Below are 24,032 nucleotides of genomic sequence, written 5' to 3'. Positions count from 1 at the left end.
AGAACCGATGGCTAAGGACATCCGCACGCAGCTACAGACCCTGGTCTCGAAACTGTATGAGGTTCGGGAAGAGTTCTATCAGGTTGCCTTCGGGCAATCGGCCGACCAGGTTCTAGGACCGCCCGCCTCCGAGCAACAGCTGCAGAGCTTCGAACGCAGCCTCGGCTACCAGTTGCCTCCAAGCTATCGCCAGATGCTGCTGCTGCACGATGGCTGGAAGGCCATGGAGGACGAAGCCGACCTGTTGTCCATAGCGCAGCGCCGCGAAGAGGAAATCCGTGACCGCGTCGCGAGCTTCAAGAGAATGATGCGCGAAGGGGAAGACCCTTACAATCCAAACAATCTGCTAGTGGTCGCCGGCGCCGATACGACCTTCGTCGTCTACCTCGACATCGATACCCGCCGAGCCGACGGCGAAATGGATATTGTAGAATACACCTATGAAGAGGGAGAACTGGCCCGGCACAAGGACATGCTCGCATACCTGAAGAGCAATTACGAAGAGGTGCGCGAGTGGATCAAGGAGGAGAAAGGCGCGGATGCTGGGCCTGACTCCGATGCGAAGTAAGCTGCGCTCCAGATGACGTCTCCCTCGCTCCTCACGCGGCCCTCCCCTGGGGATCCAAGCGTTCCACTGCTGGAGATCGGCCTCGACCTCACGATTTATGCGGAACGCCTGTCGGTGGAGGAATGGGAAGCGGTACTCGAGGTCTACCGTAGATACGCGCCGGCAGAGGTGTGGACGAAGGTCAAAGCTTCACCCGATATCGGCTTCAACCGGCTGCCGGCCGGCGACTATATCAACGCTCCGCTTTCGGATAACGCAACCTTTCCGTTCCTGCACCGTATCCGTCATCGGACGATCCGAGGATGGCGCACGGAATTTCGCATCTGGGACGGCAAGCTCTCGCAAAGCTGGAGCGCCTGCATATACCGGCTCGCGCATCAGACCGACGAGCCGGAGCACGCCTTCTACCGGTTTCTCTTTCCTTGGGACACGGCGCCGGCTCTCGTGGCGAGCCTGGCCAACGAATTGGGAAAACACATCCAATATCTGTCCGGCCATGCCGGATTTTGTCACCTGTACGATCCCTACTTCAAGGCAACCGCTTTCGCCCAGATTTTCCCGTGGGCGAAGCGCTACTGGGCTGTCGATGTCGAGGATTTGAACGCGGCCTTGCCGTTCATGCACAACGGCATGAAGGCAATTTCCTGGCTTACATTCATCGGCGCCAAGTTCCTGGCCGATCCGAAACTCGAGCCTCAGCTACAGTCGTTGAAGACGATCCCCAGCGCGGTGCTCAAGCCCTGCGGGTCCGGCGCACTACTTCAACTCGGGGAGAAACCCATCCTGGGCGATCGACACCGCCTGGAGCCCGAACTAGCCTCCTATTTCGCGGCCGGGACTTTCCTCGATCCGGTGTTGCTGACGGACATCACTGAATTCGAAGGACCGTTCGCCGAGAGGGCATGCACCGTAGATTGGATCCATCGATTTGCCGCGCCGAGCGCCTGGACGTCCGCATGAACCTTGACCCGGTTCGGTCAGCCAAGCAGGGCAGCCGCCCTTCCCCAGGCCGCCACTTTGTCGGCCACGGGCAAATTCGGACTGAAATCTCCGAAATGGTCCTCGAATGCCTGGCCGATATCAGCCGGGTCGAGCGTGAAGAGATCCGCGTTGCGCGCCTCCGGAAAAAGTTCAAGCAGCGCGCCGCCCGCCGCCACGGCGAGCGTCGGATCGCGCATCTGACGAATAAGCCAGTTCAGGATCGTGCGGTCACCCAGCATGCCGGCCCCGCGCACGGCAAGCGGCGCAGTATCAGGCGATTTCAGCAACCCGCCCATCCAGGTACGCACATCTTTGTCAGGCCCGATCTTTACAATGGCGCGCAAGGCGATCAGCGCGTCGGGTCCGTTCGCCAGGACCTGCTTGTGCAGTTCGGGCTTTGCCAGGGCGGCGTGACCAAGCTCATTGAGCGCCAGGGCACCGGAAAGGCGCACCGCCTCGTGTTGAGATTCTAGCGCGGTGGCGATCTCGCGCACCAAGTCACCGCGCTTCGCAGTGCCGGCAAGGCGCAGGCTTGTTGCGCGCACGCGCATATCAGGATCGCGGACAAGGCGGACCAGGAGATCCTTGGGGTCGACACCGTGCTCCAGGCATGCGGCAACCGCCAGATAACGCTTGAACTCGTCCTCGGACGCGATCCAGTTGCGCACCAGCGGTCTAATTGCCTTGGCGTCATGCCAGGCGAGCGCGCCGACCAGACCGTGCGCGTCGTCGTCCCGCGTGCGGCCCTCCTCGACGGCTTCGAGAATACGCTGCCCATCCGTCTGTTCTATTGCCGTCCAGCCATAGAGGAACAGTTCGCCCTTCTCGGGAAAGTCATTGTAGGCAGCGATGACGAAAGGCCAGACGGCGGAGCCGGCGACACGCACGCCGTCCAGATTGGCCTCTAGCCGCCGATCGATATCCGCGATGACCTTCTCGTCCGGCGGTTCCTGCGCCGCCAGCAAGTCGCGCTGCGCCCAGAGGAATGCGGCCTGCTCGACGTGCTGGCGTACGATATCGGGGATGATCTGCTCTTGCGCCGCGACAGGCGGCTGGTTCAATTTCGCCGCGCCCGCCATGTGACCGTCAATTCAGGCTGATCGACCCGCCGCGCATGCGATTGATCGCGCTCGCATGGCTGGCGACATACGTGCCGCGGATGGTGATGCGGCCGTCCGCCTCCATCAGGATCGTGGCCTTGCCGCAACGCAGTTCAAGCCGCTCCTCGGCATGGATCGTCACGCGCTCGCCATCGCGAAAGACCTGGGCCCCAGTCGATTTTTTTGCAGGCTCCACGATGCGGCCGACGATCAACGGCTTTTGCGGGTTGCCGTCTTCGAACAGCAGCGCCACCTCCTGTCCGATCATGTCGGAACTCAAAGCCGCCAGACTGCGCGCGGGAAGCGCGGTCTCCCGCGGATTGCCGGGGAAAACAACAAGCGGCCTCTCGTCGTCAAAGCCGAGAAATTGGCCGATGACCACACCGTCGATACGGTTACGAAGCTTTGCCATGTGTCCTCCTAGTTCTCCGCAATCTTCGAGCCCTTCATGGTGATGTCGCCCGAGGCCTTGATGACGATCTTGCCCGATCCCTTGACTGAGATATCCTTGCCCTCGATCGCGATCGTGCCGTCCTTCTTCATCATGATCTTGGCAGACCCGGTCTGGATCAGGATCTCGTCGCCGGCATTGATCACCAGTTTCTTGCCGACATTGATCGCGCTGTTTTGGCTGACGCCTATTGAACTGTCCTTGGCAACACTCAGAGAATGAGCGCCGCCGACATTTGTCGAGTCATCGGCGCCAATGCTTGCGCTGCGCGCAGCACCGACATTGAACGATTGAGCGCTCCCAATGGTCACGCTTTGGTCGGCGCCGATATTGACGGTCTGCCCGGCTCCGACATTCCAGCTATCGTCAGCCCCGATATCATGGCTCTGGCTGACGCCGACGCTGACAGCGCGGGTCGCCCCGATCGTATTAGTCTGAGACGCACCCACGGTCCTCGCTTCCGCAGCCCCCACCGTATCCACGCGCGCGACACCCACCGTGACTGTCTGGTTGAGCCCCACCGTCTGCGAGTGGTTCGCGTCGATGTTCTCCGTCGAATTCGAAACGACGTGAATCGTCTCGTTTGCCATCACGGTCAGCGACCTGTTCTTGCCCACCGTCTCGGTGTCGTTCGAGCCGATGTTGGTGGTCTGGTCGACGCCGATCTTGACGGTCTTGTTGTTGCCGACGTCCTCGTCGAGGTTATGGCCGACGGAGTGCTTGGCGTCGTGGTCGATGCGGTCGGACTGGTCGTGCTGAACCGTCTTGTTGCGGTCGTGCTTGATCAGCAGGTGGTGGTCCTTCTGGGCCTGGAAATTGACCAGCTCGGAGCCGGCCTTGTCCTCGAACATCAGCTCGTTGTAGCCGCCGCCGCCTTTCGAGGAATTCGACTTCCAGCCGGATTGCGTGGCGTTGGCCGGCAATCCATAGGGCGGCATCTGCGAAGCGTTGTAGACGCGGCCGGTGATGATCGGCAGGTCCGGATCGCCCTCGATGAAGTCGACGATGACCTCCTGGCCTATGCGTGGGATCTGGATGAAGCCCCAATTGCTGCCGGCCCAGGTCTGCGAGACGCGCACGAAGCAGGACGAGTTCTGGTCCTTCTTGCCGAGCCGGTCCCAGTGGAACTGCACTTTCACCCGCGCATATTTGTCGGTAAAGATCTCCTCACCCGAAGGACCGACGACGGTCGCCGTCTGCGGGCCGCGCATGATCGGCCGCGGCGTGATGCGCGCCGGCCGGTAGGGCAATTTGGTGGGCGCCACGCCAAGCACCACCTTGAAGTTCTCGCTGTGGGCCTCGTTCTGGGTACGATAACCCGGATCGAACAACCGGTACTCGGCGCTGACCACCAGATAGTCCTGGTTCTGGTCGTCGCGCGGAAAGCTTTCAAGCGTGAACTTGCAGCCGGAAAAAAGGCCGCGCACCGTGCCAACCGCCGTGCTGTGCTGGTGCACGGCCTGAAGTTCCTCGCGGCGGATCCCGGCGATCTTGTCGCCGCGCCCGACATCGAGATGCGCGCCGGGCTGGCGGTAGTTCTCGCCCGAGGCTTCCTTATGGGCGAAAGGCTGGGCGGATTTCGCCATCAGATCGGCGCCGGGCTTCTCGAAGTCGTAGTCCGTATGCGCATAGACGCCCGGCCGCACCGCGCTGCCAGGTATCCATTCGGTGATGTATTCGACATCGCGCCGCGAGGCCTGGCCCTCGAAATTGTAAAGCACCTTCTCGTAACCGGGCGCCGGCTTCAGCTTGCTCATCGCGTCGCAGAGGATGAGCGTGTGCTTGCCCTCGTCGTGCTCGAAGAAATAGAAGATGCCCTCGTGTTGGAGCAGCCGCTGCACGAAATCGAGATCGCTCTCGTCGTACTGGACGCAATATTCGCGCTGGGGATACGACCCCTGCAGCCGCTTCTCGAATTTGGCGATGCCGTATTTCGAGAATATCTTTTCGACGATCTCGACCGCCGTCATGTTCTGGAAGATGCGGCAATCGGTGGTGTTGCCGAGGAACCAGAGCCATGGCCTGACGGTCGCCTCGTAGAAGGCCAGCCGGTCCTCGATACGGGTCAGCTTGAAATCCGACACGAGGCCGCTGAACCAGCGCTTCGGATCGGATTCGCCCTCGACCGAAACGACGCCGCCCAGCATCTTCAACGGGTCGATGTCGCGGTTCTTCGAGACGAAGCCGACCGTATAGGCAAAACAGCGGCTGATCTCATCGCGGCCGATGAGATGGGTGAAGGTCAGGTCGGCGCCCGCCGGCGTCTGCACAACCGTGGCGCGTTCGTTCGGCATGGTCGTGCCCCTCCTGGACGCGGCCGCCAGTATGATGGATTGAAGCCCCCGCTATGTTAACCGCATCACGTTCGGGAACTTTTCACGCCCACCGCACCGGACCGCTTTCAGCCTAGCATATGTTTGGCGGCCGCCAAATAACAGCTGTGGCTAAACCGCCCCGTGCGCCGGTGTGAAACGCTCCTCTCCCGCCGCGCTCGCAAGCTGCTAGAATGCCAAGGCAATTCCAGGAAAGGTGCGTTGGCGTTTCCGCCTGGAATTGCGCGGAAAATAAGCATTTGTTGACCAAGTTGGGCGACGCTTCCGGATGTTCATCTCGCTCCAGATCAGCAATGTCGACAGGCTGCCGGCCGGCACCGCCGCCAGCTATGCCGCCCGCGACCGCAGTTTCGAGATCGGCCGCGAGAATTGCGACTGGACACTGTCGGACCCGGACAAGTTCATTTCGGGCCGGCACTGCGAGATCCGCTACCAGGCGGGTTCGTTCTGGCTCTACGATCTCTCGCGCAACGGCACTTTCGTCAACGGGTCCAGCCAGCGCCTGAGCGGGCCGCATCGGCTGGCCCAGGGAGACCGGCTGCTGATCGGCCGCTACGTCGTCGGCGTTTCGATCGAAGACGAACGGGCCGCGACCGGACATCCGCAGGCTAGGACGGGATCGACGCAGCGCGAGCTGCCACCCTCGCCCGGCGGCCCGCCGGATCCCGGCCATGAGCCGTTCTTCAGTCCGGCGGAACAGCGCCCGACCGGGACGGCGCCCATCTCCAGATCCTCGGCCCCGCAGCCCGGTCCGGCGGCCCCGGCCAATCGGCCGGCGGAAGCGGACGCGATGCTGCGGGAGATCGCCAGGGCGGCGGGCATCGCGCCTGAATTGCTGCAGTCGCGCGACCCGCACGATGTCGCGGCCGAGATCGGCTCCGTGCTGAGGACCACGGTCGAGCAACTATCCCTGCTGCTCAAGGCGCGTGCGGCGGCAAAGGTGCTCGCCAAGAGCTCGCACCGCACGATGATCGGCGCCGAGGACAACAACCCGCTGAAATTCGTGCCGGGCACCGACGACATATTGGAGATCATGTTCGCCAGGCGCAGAGCCGGCTATCTCGATGCCAGGCGCAGCGTCGAGGATGCGTTCCGCGACCTGAAGACGCATGAGATCGCGACCTACGCCGCCATGCAGGCCGCGCTGTCCAGGCTGCTTGACGACCTGTCGCCGGAGGCGATCGCCAAAAAGATCCCGCCGGCGTCCTTCTCGTCCAGAAAGAGCCAGGCTTGGGATGCGCTTGTCGCGACCTGGCGGACGATGGAAGACAAGCACGAGAACGGCATGCTGGATGTCTTCCTCGCCTATTTCGCCGAAGCCTACGCCAAGGCCGACAAGCAGAAATAGCTGCACGGCACGGACCGCGCCGGCCGTATGTGACGGGTCTCATAGAAGAAGCCGCCCCTTCGAGCATCTTGCTCTCCGATTTCAATCGGCGGGCCGTTTCAATTGGGTATCCGGGCGACTAGAATGCCCAGGGACGCTTGCCCGGCGGGCAAAGCGGCGTGGCTTGGGGCGTGTGCAGCAATGTCATGTTTCGGCGAGATGAGCCTTTCCGTGCGGCCCGCCGCTGAGGTTCAGCCTGAAACGCGTTTCCCCGGGCAAAAACCTGCTCATTGCAATTCGACGGCGGGTCATCGCCGATGAGCTCAAAGGACGATCCTTCCAGGCCGGCGGATAGAACCGTCATCCGCGCGCCGCGGCCGAAGCAGAAGCCGCTTGCGGCTCCCGAGCGATCCGGTCCGGAAGGCGCACGGCCTGCTCCATCGCCCGCCCGCGAAGCGACAGTGTTCGACCCCGGCGGCGGCCAGCAGATGCCAACCGGCTGGTCGTCCGGAACAGTGCTGTTTCAAGGGCCAACCCAGGGAGCAGAGGCCAATGCGACGCCGGGGCTGCCGCAGGATGCCCTGCTCGCCGCCGCCGAGGGCGTGCAATACGCCGCGACAAATCCGATCCTTGCCGCGGCGGCGCCGCTGCTGATGCTCTTCGGCCAGTTGCGGCTGATGCCGGTCGAACGGCAAGCAGCACCCTTGGCGGAGCGTATCGCTGACGCGATCGAATCCTTCGACCGCGCGATAGCCAAAGCCGGCGTAGCCGAGGAAGACGCACGCATCGCGAAATTCGCCCTTTGCGAAACCGCCGACGACCTCGTCGGCAATCTGCCCTGGCCGGACGAGGACAGCTGGCTTCAGCACAGCCTGGCGGCGCGGTTCTTCCACACCCAACCGACGGGCACGGGCTTCTACGAAGCGCTGAACAAGATTCTCGCCAAGCCGGAAGCGCATTACGACCTGCTCGAACTGATGCATGCCTGCCTGTCGCTGGGTTTCGAAGGCCAGTATCGCGCGCTGGCCAAAGAACGAAACACGCTCGAACGGGTCCGGCGCGACGTCTACGACACGCTGCGCTACTTCAAGCCGCGCGCCAATGATGACATCTCGCCACGCTGGCAAAGCATGGCGGCGGCGTTGCCGAAGCCAGGGGCGCGGCTGCCGCTCTGGGCGGTCGCGGCCGCCGCGGCGACGCTGGCGACAGCGGTCTTCTTCGGACTGCGGGTGCTGATCACCGATGAAGGCGACGCGACCGCCGGCGAATTGCTGGCGCTCAACCCGTCGACGCCCGTCACCATCGAGCGCGCCAGCGTGGCGGCGCCCACTGAGCCAGCGCAAGCCAGCCCGCCACCGCCCGCGGTTCCGGATACCACCCAGATCGACCGCATCCGCGCCGCACTTGCCAAGGAGATCGCCGATGGCGGACTGAGCATCGGCGAGAAGGGCCAGTTCATCGTCATCGAGATCAACAACCAGCTTTTGTTTGCGCCCGGCCAGGCGGAACTGAAGCCGCAGTTCCAGCCGATCGCGGCCGACATCGCCACGGCGCTCGATGCCGAAAGCGGGCCGATCTCCATCGTCGGCCACACCGACAATGTGAAACCGAAGAAGTCGAGCATTTTCAAATCGAATTTCGATCTTTCCGTCGCTCGTGCCAAGGCTGTCCAGGCATTGATGGCCAAGCAGTTGAAGGACCCGTCGCGGCTGAGCGCCGACGGCAAGGGCGAGGACGAACCGATCGCCGACAATGGCACGGTGGACGGCCGCGCCAAGAACCGCCGCGTCGACGTGATGATCCCGAAACAGGAGACCTTGCAGAACGGCTCCGCGGAGAACGGCGACTGATGCGCTGGATGCTGCGGATCTTCAGCTTGGCTGCGCTTGCCGGTTTCTCGGCGGCGGTCTGGTATGCCGGGCCGCTGATCCGCTTTGCCGATACACGCCCGCTCGGGCCTGTGTGGCTCAGGGCCACGATCATCGGCGTCAGCGTTGCGATGCTTGCGCTGTTCTACGGGGTCCGCTTCTGGCAGCGGCGCAAGGCGCAGAAAGCGCTCGAAACGTCCATCGCGCGCGGCGATGAGCGCAACGACGATTCACAGGTGCTCGAAGCGCGCATGAGCGAAGCCATCGCGACGCTGAAGCGGACAAGCGGCAAGCGCAATTTCCTCTATGACATTCCCTGGTACATCATCATCGGCCCGCCAGGCGCAGGCAAGACGACGGCGCTGGTCAATTCCGGGCTGAAGTTCCCGCTTGCCGGCTCCGGCAGCGCGCAGCCGCTGGCCGGCGTCGGCGGCACGCGGTCGTGCGACTGGTGGTTCACCGACGAGGCGGTGCTGATCGACACGGCCGGCCGCTATACGACGCAGGAATCGGACCGCGAGCGCGACAAGGCAAGCTGGCTCGCCTTCCTGGGATTGCTCAAGAAGCACCGCACCAAGCAGCCCATCAACGGCGTGATCCTCGCCATCAGCCTTGCCGACCTGATCGGCTTCGACGACCGGCAGCTCGACGCGCATATCACCGAGATCAGGAGCCGCCTGCGCGAATTGCACGAGACGCTGAAGGTCCAGTTCCCGGTCTATCTGCTCTTCACCAAGGCCGATCTCGTCGCCGGTTTCATGGATTATTTCGGCGATTTCGACGAGACGCGCAGGCGCAAGGTGTGGGGCGCGACATTCCAGACCGCCGACCGCACCAGGAACATGGCCGGCGAGGCGCCGGTGGAATTCGACAGGCTGGCGAAGCGGCTCGCCGAAGAAGTCGCCGACCGTCTGCAGGAAGAGCCCGACCCGGTGGCGCGGATCGCGCTGTTCGGTTTTCCTGCCCAGTTCGGCGCGCTGAAGAACCGGATAACGCAGTTTGTCGGCAGCCTGTTCGATATCTCGCGGTCACAGGTCAATGTCAGCCTGCGCGGGCTCTATTTCTCTTCGGGCACACAGGAAGGCACGCCCTTCGACCAGGTGCTTGGCGCGATCGGACGCAGTTTCGGCAGTGCTTCGCAAGCGCATCTTTCCGGCGCCGGCAAGAGCTTCTTCCTGCACGACCTGCTGGCCAATGTGATTTTCCCGGAATCGGGCTGGGTGTCGTTCGACCGGGCAGCCGAGCGGCGCGCGAAGCTCGCCAGGTTCGGCGGCCTGGCCGCGATCGCGCTGGCGGCGTTGGCGGCGCTCGGCCTGCTGGGTCTAAGCTTCTTCGCCAACAAAGCGCTGATCGCTTCCACACGCCAAGCCATGGCGCATTATCGCGACAGCGCCGATAGCCTGCTCAAGAGCACCACGGTGACGGACGTCGACCTCGAAAACGTCATCGGTCCGCTCGACCAGCTGCGCAACCTGCCGGCCGGCTTCGAAAATAGCGACCAGGGAAAGCCGATCGAGGAGACGTTCGGGCTCAGCCAGCGCGAGAGGCTGCTGTCGGCTTCCAAGACAGCCTATCGGCAGGCGCTGGAGCAGACCTTCCGCTCGCGGCTGCTGGTGCAGGCCGAACGGACGATCCAGGCCAGGATGGCCGATCCGGTCGCGCTCTACGAGCCGCTCAAGATTTACCTGATGCTGGGCGGCAAGGCGCCGAAGGTCGACGACGAGCTGATCGTCTCCTGGATGAGGCAGGACTGGGAAGAGAACCGCTACCCCGGCGAGAACAACCGCGAGGGCCGCGCACAGCTCGAAAAGCATCTGCGCGCCATGCTTGCGCTCGACGACGCTTACGATCCAACCTTCGAGCTCAACCAGCCGCTGGTCGAGGCCGCGCAGCGCTCGCTCGGACGCATGAGCCTCGCCGACCGCGCCTCGGCGCAAATTAAGTCGGCGGTCTACGCGGCAAAGCTGCAGGATTTCTCCATCGCCGCGAAAGCCGGCCCGGAAGCGCAACTGGTGTTCGAGCGCACGGATGGCAGCGAGCTCACCGATCTTCAGGTCCCCGGTCTTTACACGCGCGCCGGGTTCAATCGCTTCTTCCTGCCGCAGCTCTCGCGCATCGCGCAGATGCTCGTCGACGACCAGTGGGTGCTCGGCGGCGGCGGCGAACAGGGCGGCATCGACCAGGACCTGCCCAGGCTCGGTCCCGAGCTCATAGACCGCTACGGTAAGGAATTCGCCGCCGCCTGGAACGGCGTGCTCGACCAGTTGAAGCTCAAGGCAATGCTGAAGGACAAGCCGCAATATCTGGCGCTCTCCGCCCTCGCGACGCCGGATTCGCCCCTCGACCAGCTCTTCACCGCGATCGCCGATGAAACCGCACTGACGAAGGACAGCGGCGCCGAGGGCGATATCGGCACGGCGCAGCAGGATCCCGCCAGCATGGCCAAGGGACTGGCCCGTATCGGCCTGCAGATCGCCGGCGGCAAGTCGCAAAGCCGCGCCGGCGCAAGCTCGGCCATTGCGCAGAATGCCGGCGCCAGCGTCGAGGCGCAGTTCCGTTCGTTCCAGGCGCTGGTCGGCGGGGCCGCCGGGCGCCGGCCGCTCGATGCGCTGACGCAGAACTTCCACGACATCTTCCAGAGCCTGAAGCTCGCGGCCGATATCCCCACGCAGACCGAACGCGTCAACGCCAACCTGCAGCTGCAGATCTCGACGCTACGCGCCAATGTCTCGCGCCTGCCCAAGCCGCTGGCGCGCATGGTCAACGCGGCGGCGGACGAGCTCGAAGGCAATGTCGCCGCGGCCTCCGTCGCCAACCTCAACCAGACCCTCGACCAGACGGTGACGCGCGTCTGCGAGGAGGCAGTCAACGGCCGCTATCCCTTCACCCGCGACGGCGCCGACGAGATTTCGATGGCGGATTTCACCAAGCTGTTCGCGCCGGGCGGCCTGATGGACCGTTTTTTCGCGCAGAACCTCGCACCGCTGATCGACATGACCGGCCAGGAATGGACCTGGAAACAGGATGCGCGTTCGAGCAAGGACCTTGCAAAATCGACCTTGAAGGCGTTCCAGTCGGCGGCGGAAATCCGCAGCGCCTTTTTCCCTTCCGGCGGCTCGGTGCCCTCGGTCTCGATCACCATCACACCCACATCGGTGAACAGCGAAGTCGACAGCGCTGTGCTCAACGTCGACGGGCAGACGGTCCAGAGCGCGCAGGCCGGCAACGCGCCGAGCATCGTGACATGGCCGAGCGGCGCCGCTTCCGGATCGGCGAGTCTTACCCTCGTGCCGGAAATGCCCGGTCGCGAGTCCGCGCTCAAATTCGACGGGCCGTGGGCGTTGAAGCGGCTTTTCGACAAGGCGACCATCACCGGCGACGGCGCCAACACCGAAGCGCGCTTCGTGATCGGCGGGCGCGATATCGCCTACACGGTCCAGGTCGGCTCGGGCGCCAATCCATTGCTCCTGCCGGCCTTGTCCGGCTTCAGCTGTCCGAAGGCGTTCTGAGATGGCCGGCGCGAAGCTTCATTTCGATACTCTAATGTACACGCTTGTGGCAGAGTGGCGTGGGCACGCGGCCCGTGGCTGGTCACAGAGGACGCTCACGAAGCGCTTGGTGGCAAATTGAGCACTGTCGCCCTCCCCATCGAAAGCTTCGGCGTGAGCCACAAGGGCTGCGTGCGCGACCACAACGAAGACAATTACCTCATTGAACCGCAGACGGGGCTCTGGGTGGTGGCCGACGGCATGGGCGGGCATGAGGCCGGCGAAGTCGCCTCGGCCAGCATTGTCGACCATCTGGCGACGATCGGTATTGCGAGCTCGGCGCCGGACCTTCGCGCCCGCTTCGAGGACCGGCTGAGCCGCGCCAATGCCGAAATCCGCGATATATCGCGCTCGCGCGGCACCACCATCGGCTCCACTTTCGCGGCCTTGCTTGCCATGGATGGACGCTTCGCCTGCCTGTGGGCCGGCGACAGCCGCATCTATCTCGTGCGCAATGGCTCGATCTTCCAGGTTTCGAAGGACCACACCGAGGTGCAGGAACTGCTCGACCGCGGCATGATCAGCGCCGAGGAAGCGCGCAACTGGCCGCGCCGCAATGTGATCACGCATGCGGTCGGCGTCAGCGACGAGCTCGAGATCGATTTCCAGCAGGGCGAGCTTATGGCGGGCGATGTTTTCGTCCTGGGCACCGACGGACTGACCGCGCATGTCAGCGACGCCGAGATCGAGGCCGCGGTCAAATCCGCCACGCCGCGGGCGGCATGCCAGACCCTGCTGGACATGGTGCTGGCGCGCGGCGGAACCGACAATGTGACCATCGTACTCGTGAAGATCGGCGGCGGGCAGAGCGGCGCGCTCCATCCGGATCGGTCCGCAGTGGAGGGCCTGGCCAGATGAGCGACGACGACAGGACACGGATTTCGGCGAACGTCACCTATGCGGGTGTCGGCACGCAGCTCAGCGGCATCTACGAGCTCGACGAGAGGATCGCCTCCGGCGGCATGGGCGAAGTCTATCGCGGCCATAACATCCAGACCGGCGACCATGTGGCGATCAAGATCGTGCTGCCCGAATTCGCCCGCGATCAGACGATCCTGTCGCTGTTCCGCAAGGAAGCATCGATCCTCAACCATCTGTCGCACGACGCGGTGGTGCGTTACCACGTGTTTACGATCGATACGGGGATCGGCCGCCCCTATCTGGCGATGGAGTTCGTGGACGGCCAATCGCTGTTCGACGTCATGCGGCGCGGGCCGATGCCCGGAGAGGACGTGCGCCGGCTTTGCCATCGGCTCGCATCGGGGCTCGCCGCAGTGCATAAGGCTGGCGCGGTGCACCGCGACCTCTCGCCGGACAACATCATTCTGCCGGGCGGGCAGGTCGAGCGCGCCAAGATCATCGATTTCGGCATTGCCCGGTCGGCCACCGTCGGCGGCGAAACGCTGATTGGAGGCAAATTTGCCGGCAAATACAACTACGTCTCGCCGGAACAGCTCGGCCTCTATGGCGGCGAGGTCAGCGAGCAATCCGATATCTACAGCCTCGGCCTGGTGCTGGCCGCGGCGCTGCGCGGAAAGCCGCTCGACATGAGCGGGTCGCAATATGAGGTCATCGAAAAGCGCCGGGCCGTGCCGGACCTGTCGGATATCGATCCCGATTTCCGCGAGCTGATCGAAGCCATGCTGCAGCCGGATCCGCGCGACCGGCCGGCCAGCATGGCCGAGATTGCCAGGGCCTCGCGCGGCGAGGATCTCGAGGCGACATTGCCGCCGCCGGTGTCGTTTGGCGCACGCGAACGCTCCGGCCTGCCGCGCGCCGGTTGGACGGCGCCGCCGGACTCAAAGCCCCAACCCCCACTACCCGGCGAGCCGCGCTTCGTTGAGCATGTACGCCCAGCATATCTGTCGGAGCCACGCCCCGCGCCCGCTGCCGCCCCGGCCAGCGCGCCCGCACCGGCCGCACCCAAAAAGACTTCGCGCATGCCCGCCATCGCCGGAGGGGTCGCGGCTCTCGCTGTGCTGGTTGGGGGCGGCGTTTATTTCAGCGGTGTCCTGGCGCCCCCGCCGGCAGCGGGAACATCCAAGCCGCTGACGCCGAAGCCGGTCGCCGAGACCGCCAAGCCGGTGGCCGAGGCGCAGCCACCGGAGGCGCCGAAATCTCAGGCGCAGGCACCGGCCGCGGCTCGACCGCAGGCGCCGAAACCTGACAGCGCCGCCACCATTGAGACGGCGAAGCCGCCCGCCCAACCCGATGCGGTGGCCAAGACGCCCGTCGAGAGCCCGGCCCCGCCTGCCATTCAGCCGGAGAGCGAGGCCAACAGCCAACCGCATCTCCCACAGGTCGAGACCAAACCGGCGCGACCGCCGGCGGCGCAATCGCCGATGCCTGCGCCGGCTCCCGCGCCAGCGGCCGTCGAAAGCCAGAAGCCGGTGCAGCCTGTAGGCAAGCCGGCGGCCAAGACGCCGGAACCGAGCCAGGCGGCTGAGAACAAGCCGGCGCAAAAGGCAAATCCGCCGGCGGCCAAGCCGAGCGTAAAAGAGCTCGTGGACATGCTTTCCAAGTTGCCCAAGCCGGCGGCTTCCCCGCCCCCGGCTTCGCAAAGCCAGGCATCGACGCAGCCGACCCCTCCGCCGGCCGAGCCGAAGGCGCAGACCCCAAGACCCAGCCAGCCGGAAACGCCGATCGCGCCGGCACAACCAGCGCAGCAAGCGCAGACACCAGCGGCCAAGCAGCCCGACAACACCGACGTCGCCATCAATGTGCCCAAGCCGGCGCTCCCGTCAGCGGAAGACGATATGGCCAAGTGGAACGACCAGCGCTCTTGGGTGCGCGATTTCACAGGCGGCAGCTGTTTTTATGCAAACGTAACGTCGGGACCCGGCGCCACCCCGACGATCGAGGGATACGCAACGGCGGTGCAGCCCTTCGAACAATTGCTCAACGATTTCCAGACGAGGTTCCATGTCGAGCCGGACATCAGTGTGCGCCTCATCACGCTCTCCCAGTGCGGCGTGCCCACTTTCCTTCGCTTCCTCGACCGGAGTTCTGCCGCGAAACCACAGCTTGTGCTCGACCTGACAGCGGTCCCGGACGGCTCGCCGGTTAGCGGCGCTCTCTATACGGGCGGCGGGCTGATCTCGAACATCATGCTGATCGACCACAAGGGCATCGCCTTCAATCTTGATGACCGCATGGTGCGGCAAACCGATAAGGTGACCTTCAACATCCCGATCGGTCTTGCCGCCCCGGACAAAGCAGCCGGCAAGGCGGTGCCGCAGATCATGCTGGTGATCACCGGGCCTAAGGACATCCAGGCCGCCATGTTCTCCAGGCCGACGCCGGCCTCGGAGCTTTTGCCCAGGATCCTCGAAGAGATCGAGGCCGACGGGTCGCAGTTCTCCGCCACGGCCACCTATTTCCGGCTTGGCGGATAGCATGAACGCCGATGGATCTTCGCCGCCCGCGTACCTTGAGCCGGTTCTCGCCACGCAAGCAGCGTAGCCGGCTCCGATTGCTGTTCCCGGGCCGCGTGACGCTTGCGGCGCTCGGCGCGGCGCTGCTCTCGATGCTTTCGCCCGGCAAGGCGCATGCCGAATTCACCGTCTGCAATCAGACGCTCGACGTCGTCAATCTGGCGGTCGGGCAGGAAGTCGACAATGCCGACCAGACGGATGGCTGGTGGACCATCGGCGCCAACCAATGCGTCAACGTCATCCGCGAGGAGCTGGCCAACCGCTACATCTATCTCTACGCGACGGACGTCTTCGGCCACGCGATCCTCAACGGGTCGACCGAGATGTGCATCGACCGGCGGCGCTTCTCGATCCGGGGCATCGAGGAGTGCTGGCAGCGCGGCCATATCGCGGCGCGCTTCGTCGAGGTCGACACGCTCGAGCAGGTGCGCTGGACCTATTTCCTGACCGGAAACAGCCCGTGACGCACTCGATCGACACGAGCTTCAGGCAGAAGAAGCAGGCGCGGCTGGCCGAACGCCGGCGCAGGCTCTGGCGCCGGGCTCTCGGCGTCCTTGCCACACTCGCTGTCGTCGCTTTAGCCACCGGCTTCTATCTGACCAGGGACTATTGGTCGTTCGGTGACGAGGACGAGGAGCTGCATCCCGTCGAGGGCATGGAAGACGTGCCGCCCGATGCCTCGGTCTATGTGCCGGCGATCATCGATCTCGCCGGCGATCCGATGTGGATCACGCTGGCGCCCGATGCCGACACCGCGACGAAAGGCAAGACCGTCGCGCGCCCTGCCGAACTCGACAGTTCGGGCGCCTCGCCGCAGATCGAGATCCTCTCCGACGTGATGCTGAGCGCCAGCGAAAAGTTCATGACGACGATCCCGTCGACGCAGGAGGATTTCGCTTTCTTCCAGGCGCAGCGGCAAGCCGCTCCCAAGCCTTCCGCAGCGGCGCCCGGTGACGAGCAATCGGCCCCGCCCGCTCCGGCCGCAGCGCCGGACGGTCAGCAGGGCGCCCCGCAAGGCGATCTGGCGAACGACTTGCAGGCGGCGCCGGACGAGAGCGACACCGGCTCGGCGCCCAAGGCCGACGCCGACGATCCCGAGGCCGGCTGGGGCGAGACCATCGACCAGGGCGAAGCCGCGCTCCCGGCTTTCAAAAAAACCGCGATCGAGAACAACACGACCGTTGCGACCGTCACCAGCGAGTATCAGCGCTTCGAGGCGACCGAGGACACGTTCGTGAAGATCCTCAACGATCGCAGCCTGGATAGCGTGGCGCTCGATGCGCATTTCTCCGCCGATGATGCGAAGCTTGCCGGCGAGGCGCTGAAGACGCTGTTCAACCGCGACGGGCTGGAGTCCGGCTTTGTGGTGGCCATGCGCGGGTTCCGTCCGAACCGCGAGACGACCACCATGTCGCTGATGCAGGTCTCGATCTATGCCAAGAATGTCTATGTGGGCACGCTGACGCGCAATGCGGCCGGTGCCTTCGTGTCGGGCGTCGACCCCTGGGTCCGCGAGGACCTGTTCAACTATTCCGGCGCCTCCGACCAGGGCGGACCCAAGCGGCAATACCGCCTGCTCGATGCGATCTATTCGACGGCGGCGCGCAACAAGGTGCCGACCAGCGTCATCGGCGAGGCGATCATGTATCTGTCGCGGGGGCAGGATCTCGACGCCTTCGCCAGCGAGGACCAGCGCCTGGTGCTGATCTATTCGCAGACGCCGCGCGGCCAGGGCGAGATCTCCGGACGAGTGCTCTATGTCGGCGTCCAAGGCACGGACAAGAGCCTCGACTGCTTCGTCTTTCAGCAAAGCGATGGCCAGTATGCCTGTGTGACCGGCGACGATCAGGTGCGGTCGCTGACCGTCACCAACGGCATGGTCACGCCGGTCGCCGGCGTGATGACCTCGACCTTCGGCCCGCGCAAGCATCCGATCCTGGGCACGGTCCGCATCCACAAGGGCGTCGACTGGGCGGCGCCGGTCGGCACGCCGGTCGTGGCCGCCTTCGATGGCGAGATCTCCTTCCAGGGCGATGGCGGCAGCTACGGCAATCTGGTGAAGATCACGCATGCCAACGGCCGCGAGACGCGTTATGCGCATATGCAGAAATTCGCCATCACCAGCGGCGTCGGCACCAAGGTGAAGGCCGGCGACGTCATCGGCTATATCGGCACCACCGGGCTTTCGACCGGCCCGCATCTGCATTTCGAGCTCTACCAGAACGGCGAGGCGATCGACCCGCTGGGCACGGTCACCTCGGTCGCCGCTTCCGTCTCAATCAGTTCCGGCGGCTCCGGCGATGCCGCGGTCGAGACGCTGACCGACCGGATCGTGCATGTCGAAAGCGGCGGCAGCGCCCGCGCCAAGAACCCGCTTTCCTCGGCAACCGGCGCCGGCCAGTTCATCTCCAAGACCTGGATCCGGATGATGAACACCTATCGGCCCGACCTTGCCCGCTCGCTGTCGACCGCCGACCTGCTTGCGCTTCGCTACGACGCCACGCTGTCGCGTGAAATGGTGCGCAACCTAGCGCGCGAAGGTGAAGCCTATCTGCGCGCCCGCGGCCACCAGATTTCTGCCGGCCGGCTCTATCTGTGCCATTTCCTCGGCATGGAGGGCGCGCATCAGGTGCTGGCGGCGCCGGCTTCGTCGCAATTGAGCGCCGTTCTGGGATCGGCCGTCATCCAGGCCAACCCGTTCCTGACCGGCAAGACCGTCAGCTACGTCGTCGATTGGGCCGAGCGGAAGATGGGGCAGAAGGTGCCGCGCGTGGTGACCGATCAAGGCCAGCCGACGACGACCACGACGGAAGTCCGGCAGACCTCTCCCGAGTTCGAGAAATACAAGCAGGCGGTCATCGCGCTGATTGGTTCTATTCAGAATACGCTGGCGCCCGGCTAACCGTGGTCTTTCGGCTCATCAGGCAACAGCGTTTTTCGACGCGCGGCGAGCTGGAACATTTCAGGGGATTCGACGTTGCCGGCCATGGTCAAAAAACAGTCCAACGACAACGGTTCATACTTCGAATTCGACGTCATGCGCGAAGCGTTCAGGCGCTGGGTGGATGAGGACAAGGCTCCTGAAGATCAATGGCGGCCGCGCGCAACGAAGCTGGTCCGTATCATGACCGGGGACGACTACGTCGACCCCAACATGGTCGAATGGATCATGCGTAAAAAACCCCAGCGCTGAGGGGGATCGGCGCTGGGGCTCTTTGGGCATGTACGCTGTACCAGCATGGCCGAATATCAGCCTGCGCTAATATCGTAAACGAGTGGTAAATCGCTTCCCTTAAATTAGGGCCGTGAAGGCCTCGGCTGTATAAGGTTTCCGTCGATCGCGTTGGGCAAATGCGGATGTGTGGTCGCTTTGATCGATCCCGTTGTGATCGCGTCGGCGGGCGGGAGGATCACCATCTGTCCCTTGTGGTGGTCCGGCCAAATCGGCTGGGTGGCGAAAAAGAAAGCGGCCCCGATAATACATGCCAGCAACAGGGCGGCGAACAAGTTTGCAATGATTTCGCCAAGCTGCATGCGGGCACTTTCCTGACAATGAAACACCCGCCGCTTCGCAGGTCGCGGCGGGTGTTTTCTTCTTGCAATCGCAACTGACGATGAAGGGACGATGCTCGCCAGTCTGAGATCCAAATGGAATAGCTGGCGGATTGTTTCAGCCGATGGACCATTGCGCAGCGACATCCGACTTCGGTCGGAATCGAAGGTCGAGGGCCCGAGAAAGAAGAGCGATCGACAGTCCCAGACCAGCGGATGAACGCGGCATCCTTGCCGGTGATATGCCTTGCCAAATCGGCTAACCGGCCCCACCGGAGATGGGCAGCATCCACGGTTTCAGCGCCTATGTGTTTGTTGAAGGCCCGCCCTGATATTGCGGCTTAGATCAGGATGACGTTTCGTTGAATCGCCATCCTGATCTAACTTTTTGTTGGAGCATGATCTTCTCCGAAAACCGGTTCCCACTTTTCGGGCTCATGCTGATCGAGAATGCGAGTCCGGCCTGTCGGCAAGACCCCATCGGCAGTTCGCTAAGAGCTGATCGGCGCCGGTCGCCTATTCCGTCCTGATCCGCATTTCCACGCGGCGGTTGACCGGGTCGTAGGGATTGGCGACGCGGGGGTGCGACTTGCCGAGGCCGACCGCTTCGAGCCGCGCCGATTCAACGCCGTTCGCTTCGAGGAAGGCGGCCACCGATTGCGCCCTTCGCTGCGACAGGTCCTGGTTGTAGCGATCCGGGCCGGTCGCGTCGGTGTGGCCTTCGACGACGAAGCTGAACGTGCTCAGCCGATTGTCCTTCAGCGCCTTGGCGAACTCGTCCAGCTCCTTGCGCGCGGTCTGGTCGAGCTGGGCCGAGTCCAGGGCAAAATTGATCATCATGTCGAGCCCGGCCTTCTGGGGCGGTGCCTCGTTCTTCTCGGCCTTGCTCTTGCACTCTTCCTCCGTGCCGACGCAGATGCCGCGCGACGCGCCGAGATTGCTCTGGCCGGCGAAGAATTTTACGATGTCTTCCGATTTCTGAAGCGGATCGGCGTAAACGTGCATTGAAAAAAGCACGGCCGCCAATGCCAAGGCTGAGCTGCCCCACCGCATGACCGTCACTCCTATTTGAACGGGCCTGTTTGAACGGGTTTTCGCTGGCGCGGACTATATCAAATCTTGAAACGATTGTCTGTGAACAAGCGCACGTTGCGAATGGCTGCGGCCTGTTAGAGGTTAAGGCTTGACCGCCGCTTAGCCGCGGGTTTCAGTGCTATTTGTGCCGGTGCTCGGGGTGTGGCAGCGATGGCCAATGAACTCGGATACAGAACGGCAAGGGATCTGTTTCTTGCCTGCCCCGCGATCGCCCGGGACATGAAATCGCCAGCCGCCGCCCAGCCCCCGTTGGAATTCTGCCGCACCTTGCTCTCCGGGCGGGTGCCGGAGGAAGCCGTCACGTTCTGCGCCTACCTTCTGCCCGAGCGCGCGGCCGTCTGGTGGGGACATGAATGTCTGAGCAATGTCGCCGAGCTCCTTGCCGAAAGGGATCTCGAATTGCTCGCTCTCGTCACTGACTGGGTGGGCGAGCCAAGCAATCCCCGCCATCGGGCAGCGCTCAGCAGCGCCGTCGATCCGTCGTCGACCACGCCGGCTGCATGGATCGCCCTGTCTGCGGCGTGGCGTGACCCGACCTTCGATATGCTATCGACCGGATTTCCCGCCGCCCACGCCGTCAACGCCGGGATCCTGGCGGGGCTGGCCCGCGTCGCGACCGCGGACCGCTTTGGCGTGCTTTCCGCCTTCGTCGAAATGGGCATCCAGATGGTGGAGATGGAGGCGCAACGCCAATCGGTCGACGCGTATTAGGGCGGGTTTATTGGCAGCCGCCGCGGCTTCAGGGGCGAGTTCGGCCGCCTGGGCGCGCCGTTCGGCGAGCGCCTTGTTCGCCCTCGGGAGATTCCGTCGGAACCGGAGAACTTAGCGGACGTTGCTTACCACCCGCCGCCACCACCGCCGCCACTGCCACCCAGAGGCTCAATCACGGGCGCGGTTTCGGTCGTGACCGGTTTGACCAGCTTCTTGGCGGTAACCTTCTTCTGCTGGACCACCTTAACTTTGGGCTCGGTCGTCGTGCGAACGGCCTTCGTACGATATTTCGTCGTCGGCGCCGGCTCGACCGTAGGCGCCACGGTCGTGCACCCTGCAACCGCAAAGGATAGGAATGTTGCGATGACCGCCTGCTTCAATGCCCTGCCCACCACTTCCTCCTTGTTGATCAAAACAGGTCCCGACGCGGATTGGCTTGCTCCCAGACGGCTCTGGCCGTCTTGATCAGTTGGTCGTCGACCGAGCCGCCGGTGGGGATTTTCGATTTGAGTTCCGAGCGCAGTTGCTTCAACGCGGCCGACTTCGGCTTCGCGCCGAACTGCGCCAGTGTCGTGCGCGCGCCCGGCAACTCGTTGCGGAGATCAAGCCCTGCGGCGAACGCCAGATAGCGGACGGCCATGGCCTGATCGGATTTGTCGCCTTTCTGCATTTCGATGGCCGCGCGGTCGTATGCCGCCGAGTAGTCGCCGCGGTCCGTCGCCAGTTCGAACAGCCTCTGCGCCTCAGCAAGGTTCCGGTCCACTCCCTCACCGTCCCTGTACATGCGCGCCAAGCTGCCGGGCGCATAAGGCTGGCCGAGCTCCATCGCCTTCTGGAACAGCGCCTGCGCCTGCTTGGTGTCCTTCTCGACGCCGCGTCCGCTGAGATAATTGCGTCCGAGAATGTTCATCGAATACATATCCTGGCGCGCCACGCCGGCCTTCAGGAAAGCGACAGCGCGCGCCGGGTCGGCAGGCACGCCGTTGCGGCCTTCGGTGAAGATCGCGGCTAGATCGTTCATGGCGTAGGTGTGTCCCATGGCCGCGGCTTTCAGCAGCAGGTCCAAGCCCTTGCCGGTATCGCGCTGGACGCCGAGACCATTGAACAGGGCACGTCCCCATGCGGTCATTCCATAGGGGTCCCCTTTGTCGGACGCCTTCGCATAGAAGCCATTTGCCTTCTTGGGATCCACGGCCGTCCCTATGCCGGACGAGGCGATATAGCCGAGCTCGAACACCGCGCGGACATGACCCTTGTCGGCAGCCTTCTGGATGGACTTCTTCGCTTCCTCGACCTTGCCGGCGGCGAGCAGCGCGCGGCCGAGTTCGTAGTGGAAGCGGGCGACGTCGGGATAGGCCTTCACCGCCGCCCGGCAGGCCTCCACCGCGCCGGCGCCGATCTCGTTCGGCAGCAGGCCAGGGACGACGCCCTGCAGGTCCAAAGGCTCGCCTGCCTGCGTGTCGCATGGGTCGACGCTCGGCGAAAGCTTCATCGTCGCCGGTTTCGACGGCGTGTTGTCAGCCGTGATCTCGAAGCCGACGATCAACGGTTTTGCGGCGCCTATCTGCGGTTCGTAGCGCAGTTGATCGACTTCACCGGCCATCAGGCTCGATTGGGGCGACAAGGTCCGATCCGGCAGGGACAGCGTCCCGGTTGCCGGATAATTCGCGAGCTTCACGCTGACGCCCGGATCCTTGGTCGGGACGTCCAGCTTCAGCGGCACGGGGCCGACACCGACCGGAATCTTGACATCGCGGTTCTCGATCGCTTCGGCGGCGCCGGCGATGTGGATGCCGCGCTCCACCACCTCCTGCTTCTGCTCAGACTCCAGCGAGGCCACGAGTTGCTTGCCCGCGGCACCCTCGCCATTCTTGACCCGGAATACCAGTATGCCCTGCGATCCGCCGCCCCATTCGTCATGCGCGGCATAGGCCAGCATGTCGACCTGGTCCTCGGCGTCGGCACCCTTCGGCACATCCATCGCGAGTCGCGGCAGATCCTTGCCGTCTATCGGCTCGCCCGTTGCGACCGGCTTGCCGTCCAGGATCAGACGCCCCAGCGCCGGCGGCCTTTCGATGCTGATGGTGACCGCGCCGCCATCGACATCGACCGGAACCGGCAGGCCGAGCGCGACCGGTCCGACGCCCGAGGGCACGGTCTTTTCCAACACTGGCGGCAAAGCCGGCCGGTTGGCGCGGCGCATCAGCACCACCTCGTCGATGAGCGAGGAATTCTCCCACGGAACCTGCGCGCCCTTGGTGGCCTCGACCACGTCGCGGCGCACGGCCGCCATCACCGAGCGTATCTCCTGGTTCGGCGCCAGCGCGCGGCGGGAGAAGGCGGATGAAAACGGACTGAGATCGCCGGACCCGTCATAGGCGACGGCGCCGGGCTCCGTGGCGAAGGCGATCAGCGTGTTCAGCGAACTTTTCACCTGCGCCAGGCCGGTGCCGCCGGCCGCGATCAACTGGTCGCGCAGCCAGTAATCCTTGCGCGGGAACGGGTTGTTGCGGCAGGCGTCGAGGATGATGACCTGGATCTTCGATTTGGCGCGCAACTGCTGCAGGACATCGTCGAGCTTGACCGCCTGGACCTCGATGTCGGCCGCATCCTTGAGCGACGCGTCGACCGGGATCAGGAAATTCTCTCCGCCGATCTGAAAGCCGTGGCCCGAATAATAAACAACCGCCAGATCGGCCCCGTCCGCCGCCGCGAGATAATTGCGGAACTCCTTCTCGAACTGGAGCTTGGTCAGGTCCTTGGCGACGAACACATCGAAGCCGGCCAGCCGGAACGTGCTCGACACGTCTTCGGCATCCTTGTCGGGATTCTTGAGGGCCGGGATTTCGCGGTATTCGGAATTGCCTATGACAAGCGCAACCCTTCGATCGGCGTGCGCCTGCACAGTCGCGAGGCCCACGAGGATCAAGGCTGCAATCAGCGCGCAGCATCGCAGCATGGCAAAATCCCTAACTGCTATCATCCTGTCGGCCACAAGAACGCAGCTTGCGGCATCGTGGTCTGTTAAAGACTTCACAATCTGCCAAGACGGAAAGGAGACGCC

Annotated in this window: 18 protein-coding genes; 11 read left to right on the top strand and 7 right to left on the bottom strand. The window is 64.0% G+C overall.

Annotated elements, in window-relative coordinates; genetic code table 11:
- Positions 1 to 7: 7 nt before the first annotated feature.
- Together O7A05_RS24670 and O7A05_RS24665 are read left to right on the top strand one after the other, a co-directional pair.
- Positions 8 to 568, top strand: a complete 561-nt coding sequence (locus O7A05_RS24670; RefSeq protein ID WP_337095528.1) for an SMI1/KNR4 family protein — start codon at positions 8 to 10, stop codon at positions 566 to 568.
- Positions 569 to 580: 12 nt separating this feature from the next.
- The gene (locus tag O7A05_RS24665; RefSeq protein WP_337095527.1) at positions 581 to 1,528 is read left to right on the top strand and encodes a type VI immunity family protein; all 948 of its coding nucleotides are present in this window, start codon (positions 581 to 583) and stop codon (positions 1,526 to 1,528) included.
- A gap of 17 nt (positions 1,529 to 1,545) precedes the next feature.
- On the opposite strand, the gene O7A05_RS24660 is transcribed toward O7A05_RS24665, so the two are convergent.
- Genes O7A05_RS24660 through O7A05_RS24650 form a run of 3 tightly spaced genes read right to left on the bottom strand, consistent with a single transcriptional unit; the run spans position 1,546 to position 5,394 of the window.
- Positions 1,546 to 2,610, bottom strand: a complete 1,065-nt coding sequence (locus tag O7A05_RS24660; RefSeq protein ID WP_337095526.1) for a HEAT repeat domain-containing protein — start codon at positions 2,608 to 2,610, stop codon at positions 1,546 to 1,548.
- A gap of 25 nt (positions 2,611 to 2,635) precedes the next feature.
- Positions 2,636 to 3,061: a DUF6484 domain-containing protein gene (locus tag O7A05_RS24655; RefSeq protein ID WP_337095525.1), complete on the bottom strand. Its 426-nt coding sequence runs from the start codon at positions 3,059 to 3,061 to the stop codon at positions 2,636 to 2,638.
- Positions 3,062 to 3,069: 8 nt separating this feature from the next.
- A complete protein-coding gene (locus O7A05_RS24650; protein ID WP_337095524.1) occupies positions 3,070 to 5,394 on the bottom strand; it encodes a type VI secretion system Vgr family protein in 2,325 nt (774 codons plus the stop codon).
- Positions 5,395 to 5,701: 307 nt separating this feature from the next.
- Here O7A05_RS24650 and tagH point away from each other — a divergent pair, with 307 nt between their 5' ends.
- The 8 genes from tagH (at position 5,702) to O7A05_RS24610 (ending at position 18,803) form a co-directional block, all read left to right on the top strand.
- Positions 5,702 to 6,781: a type VI secretion system-associated FHA domain protein TagH gene (gene tagH, locus O7A05_RS24645; RefSeq protein ID WP_337095523.1), complete on the top strand. Its 1,080-nt coding sequence runs from the start codon at positions 5,702 to 5,704 to the stop codon at positions 6,779 to 6,781.
- Positions 6,782 to 7,077: 296 nt separating this feature from the next.
- Entirely contained in the window at positions 7,078 to 8,610 is a 1,533-nt protein-coding gene (gene tssL / locus O7A05_RS24640) for a type VI secretion system protein TssL, long form (protein ID WP_337095522.1), read from the top strand.
- Positions 8,610 to 12,137, top strand: a complete 3,528-nt coding sequence (tssM, locus tag O7A05_RS24635; RefSeq protein ID WP_337095521.1) for a type VI secretion system membrane subunit TssM — start codon at positions 8,610 to 8,612, stop codon at positions 12,135 to 12,137. The genes tssL and tssM overlap by 1 nt, the downstream gene beginning before the upstream one ends.
- A 117-nt stretch (positions 12,138 to 12,254) precedes the next feature.
- Positions 12,255 to 13,034, top strand: a complete 780-nt coding sequence (locus O7A05_RS24630; protein ID WP_337095520.1) for a PP2C family protein-serine/threonine phosphatase — start codon at positions 12,255 to 12,257, stop codon at positions 13,032 to 13,034.
- Positions 13,031 to 15,571: a serine/threonine-protein kinase gene (locus O7A05_RS24625; RefSeq protein WP_337095519.1), complete on the top strand. Its 2,541-nt coding sequence runs from the start codon at positions 13,031 to 13,033 to the stop codon at positions 15,569 to 15,571. Before O7A05_RS24630 ends, O7A05_RS24625 begins: the two co-directional genes overlap by 4 nt.
- Before the next feature lie 11 nt (positions 15,572 to 15,582).
- Positions 15,583 to 16,074, top strand: a complete 492-nt coding sequence (locus O7A05_RS24620; RefSeq protein ID WP_337095518.1) for a DUF1036 domain-containing protein — start codon at positions 15,583 to 15,585, stop codon at positions 16,072 to 16,074.
- Positions 16,071 to 18,512, top strand: a complete 2,442-nt coding sequence (locus O7A05_RS24615) for a M23 family metallopeptidase (RefSeq protein ID WP_337095517.1) — start codon at positions 16,071 to 16,073, stop codon at positions 18,510 to 18,512. The genes O7A05_RS24620 and O7A05_RS24615 overlap by 4 nt, the downstream gene beginning before the upstream one ends.
- Before the next feature lie 75 nt (positions 18,513 to 18,587).
- On the top strand, positions 18,588 to 18,803 hold the full coding sequence (locus O7A05_RS24610; RefSeq protein ID WP_337095516.1) for a hypothetical protein: 216 nt from the start codon (positions 18,588 to 18,590) through the stop codon (positions 18,801 to 18,803).
- A 104-nt stretch (positions 18,804 to 18,907) separates the two neighbouring features.
- On the opposite strand, the gene O7A05_RS24605 is transcribed toward O7A05_RS24610, so the two are convergent.
- Positions 18,908 to 19,309, bottom strand: a complete 402-nt coding sequence (locus O7A05_RS24605) for a hypothetical protein (RefSeq protein WP_337095515.1) — start codon at positions 19,307 to 19,309, stop codon at positions 18,908 to 18,910.
- A gap of 369 nt (positions 19,310 to 19,678) precedes the next feature.
- Positions 19,679 to 20,215, bottom strand: a complete 537-nt coding sequence (locus O7A05_RS24600; protein ID WP_337095514.1) for an OmpA family protein — start codon at positions 20,213 to 20,215, stop codon at positions 19,679 to 19,681.
- Between the two features lie 192 nt (positions 20,216 to 20,407).
- On the opposite strand from O7A05_RS24600, the gene O7A05_RS24595 reads away from it, so the two are divergent.
- Positions 20,408 to 20,968, top strand: a complete 561-nt coding sequence (locus O7A05_RS24595) for a DUF6931 family protein (protein ID WP_337095513.1) — start codon at positions 20,408 to 20,410, stop codon at positions 20,966 to 20,968.
- A 125-nt stretch (positions 20,969 to 21,093) separates the two neighbouring features.
- Here the strand turns inward: O7A05_RS24595 and O7A05_RS24590 are convergent, their stop codons facing one another.
- Together O7A05_RS24590 and O7A05_RS24585 are read right to left on the bottom strand one after the other, a co-directional pair.
- Positions 21,094 to 21,381: a hypothetical protein gene (locus O7A05_RS24590; protein ID WP_337095512.1), complete on the bottom strand. Its 288-nt coding sequence runs from the start codon at positions 21,379 to 21,381 to the stop codon at positions 21,094 to 21,096.
- Positions 21,378 to 23,927 (bottom strand): caspase family protein, encoded by a 2,550-nt coding sequence (locus O7A05_RS24585; protein ID WP_337095511.1) that lies wholly within the window; start codon positions 23,925 to 23,927, stop codon positions 21,378 to 21,380. The genes O7A05_RS24590 and O7A05_RS24585 overlap by 4 nt, the downstream gene beginning before the upstream one ends.
- Positions 23,928 to 24,032 lie beyond the last annotated feature (105 nt).

The organism is Mesorhizobium argentiipisi (SeqCode) (assembly GCF_037179585.1).
Taxonomy (GTDB): domain Bacteria; phylum Pseudomonadota; class Alphaproteobacteria; order Rhizobiales; family Rhizobiaceae; genus Mesorhizobium; species Mesorhizobium argentiipisi.
The sequence above is the reverse complement of the archived record's forward strand: the minus strand, read 5'-3'. Positions and strand labels throughout refer to the sequence as shown.

Excerpts from the sequence above, each read along its gene's own strand:
- O7A05_RS24670 (WP_337095528.1), top strand. The coding sequence starts at position 8 with ATGGCTAAGGACATCCGCACGCAGCTACAGACCCTGGTCTCGAAACTG.
- O7A05_RS24665 (WP_337095527.1), top strand. The coding sequence starts at position 581 with ATGACGTCTCCCTCGCTCCTCACGCGGCCCTCCCCTGGGGATCCAAGC.
- O7A05_RS24655 (WP_337095525.1), bottom strand. The coding sequence starts at position 3,061 with ATGGCAAAGCTTCGTAACCGTATCGACGGTGTGGTCATCGGCCAATTT.
- O7A05_RS24650 (WP_337095524.1), bottom strand. The coding sequence starts at position 5,394 with ATGCCGAACGAACGCGCCACGGTTGTGCAGACGCCGGCGGGCGCCGAC.
- tagH (WP_337095523.1), top strand. The coding sequence starts at position 5,702 with ATGTTCATCTCGCTCCAGATCAGCAATGTCGACAGGCTGCCGGCCGGC.
- tssL (WP_337095522.1), top strand. The coding sequence starts at position 7,078 with ATGAGCTCAAAGGACGATCCTTCCAGGCCGGCGGATAGAACCGTCATC.
- tssM (WP_337095521.1), top strand. The coding sequence starts at position 8,610 with ATGCGCTGGATGCTGCGGATCTTCAGCTTGGCTGCGCTTGCCGGTTTC.
- O7A05_RS24625 (WP_337095519.1), top strand. The coding sequence starts at position 13,031 with ATGAGCGACGACGACAGGACACGGATTTCGGCGAACGTCACCTATGCG.
- O7A05_RS24620 (WP_337095518.1), top strand. The coding sequence starts at position 15,583 with ATGGATCTTCGCCGCCCGCGTACCTTGAGCCGGTTCTCGCCACGCAAG.
- O7A05_RS24605 (WP_337095515.1), bottom strand. The coding sequence starts at position 19,309 with ATGTCGCTGCGCAATGGTCCATCGGCTGAAACAATCCGCCAGCTATTC.
- O7A05_RS24600 (WP_337095514.1), bottom strand. The coding sequence starts at position 20,215 with ATGCGGTGGGGCAGCTCAGCCTTGGCATTGGCGGCCGTGCTTTTTTCA.
- O7A05_RS24595 (WP_337095513.1), top strand. The coding sequence starts at position 20,408 with ATGGCCAATGAACTCGGATACAGAACGGCAAGGGATCTGTTTCTTGCC.
- O7A05_RS24585 (WP_337095511.1), bottom strand. The coding sequence starts at position 23,927 with ATGCTGCGATGCTGCGCGCTGATTGCAGCCTTGATCCTCGTGGGCCTC.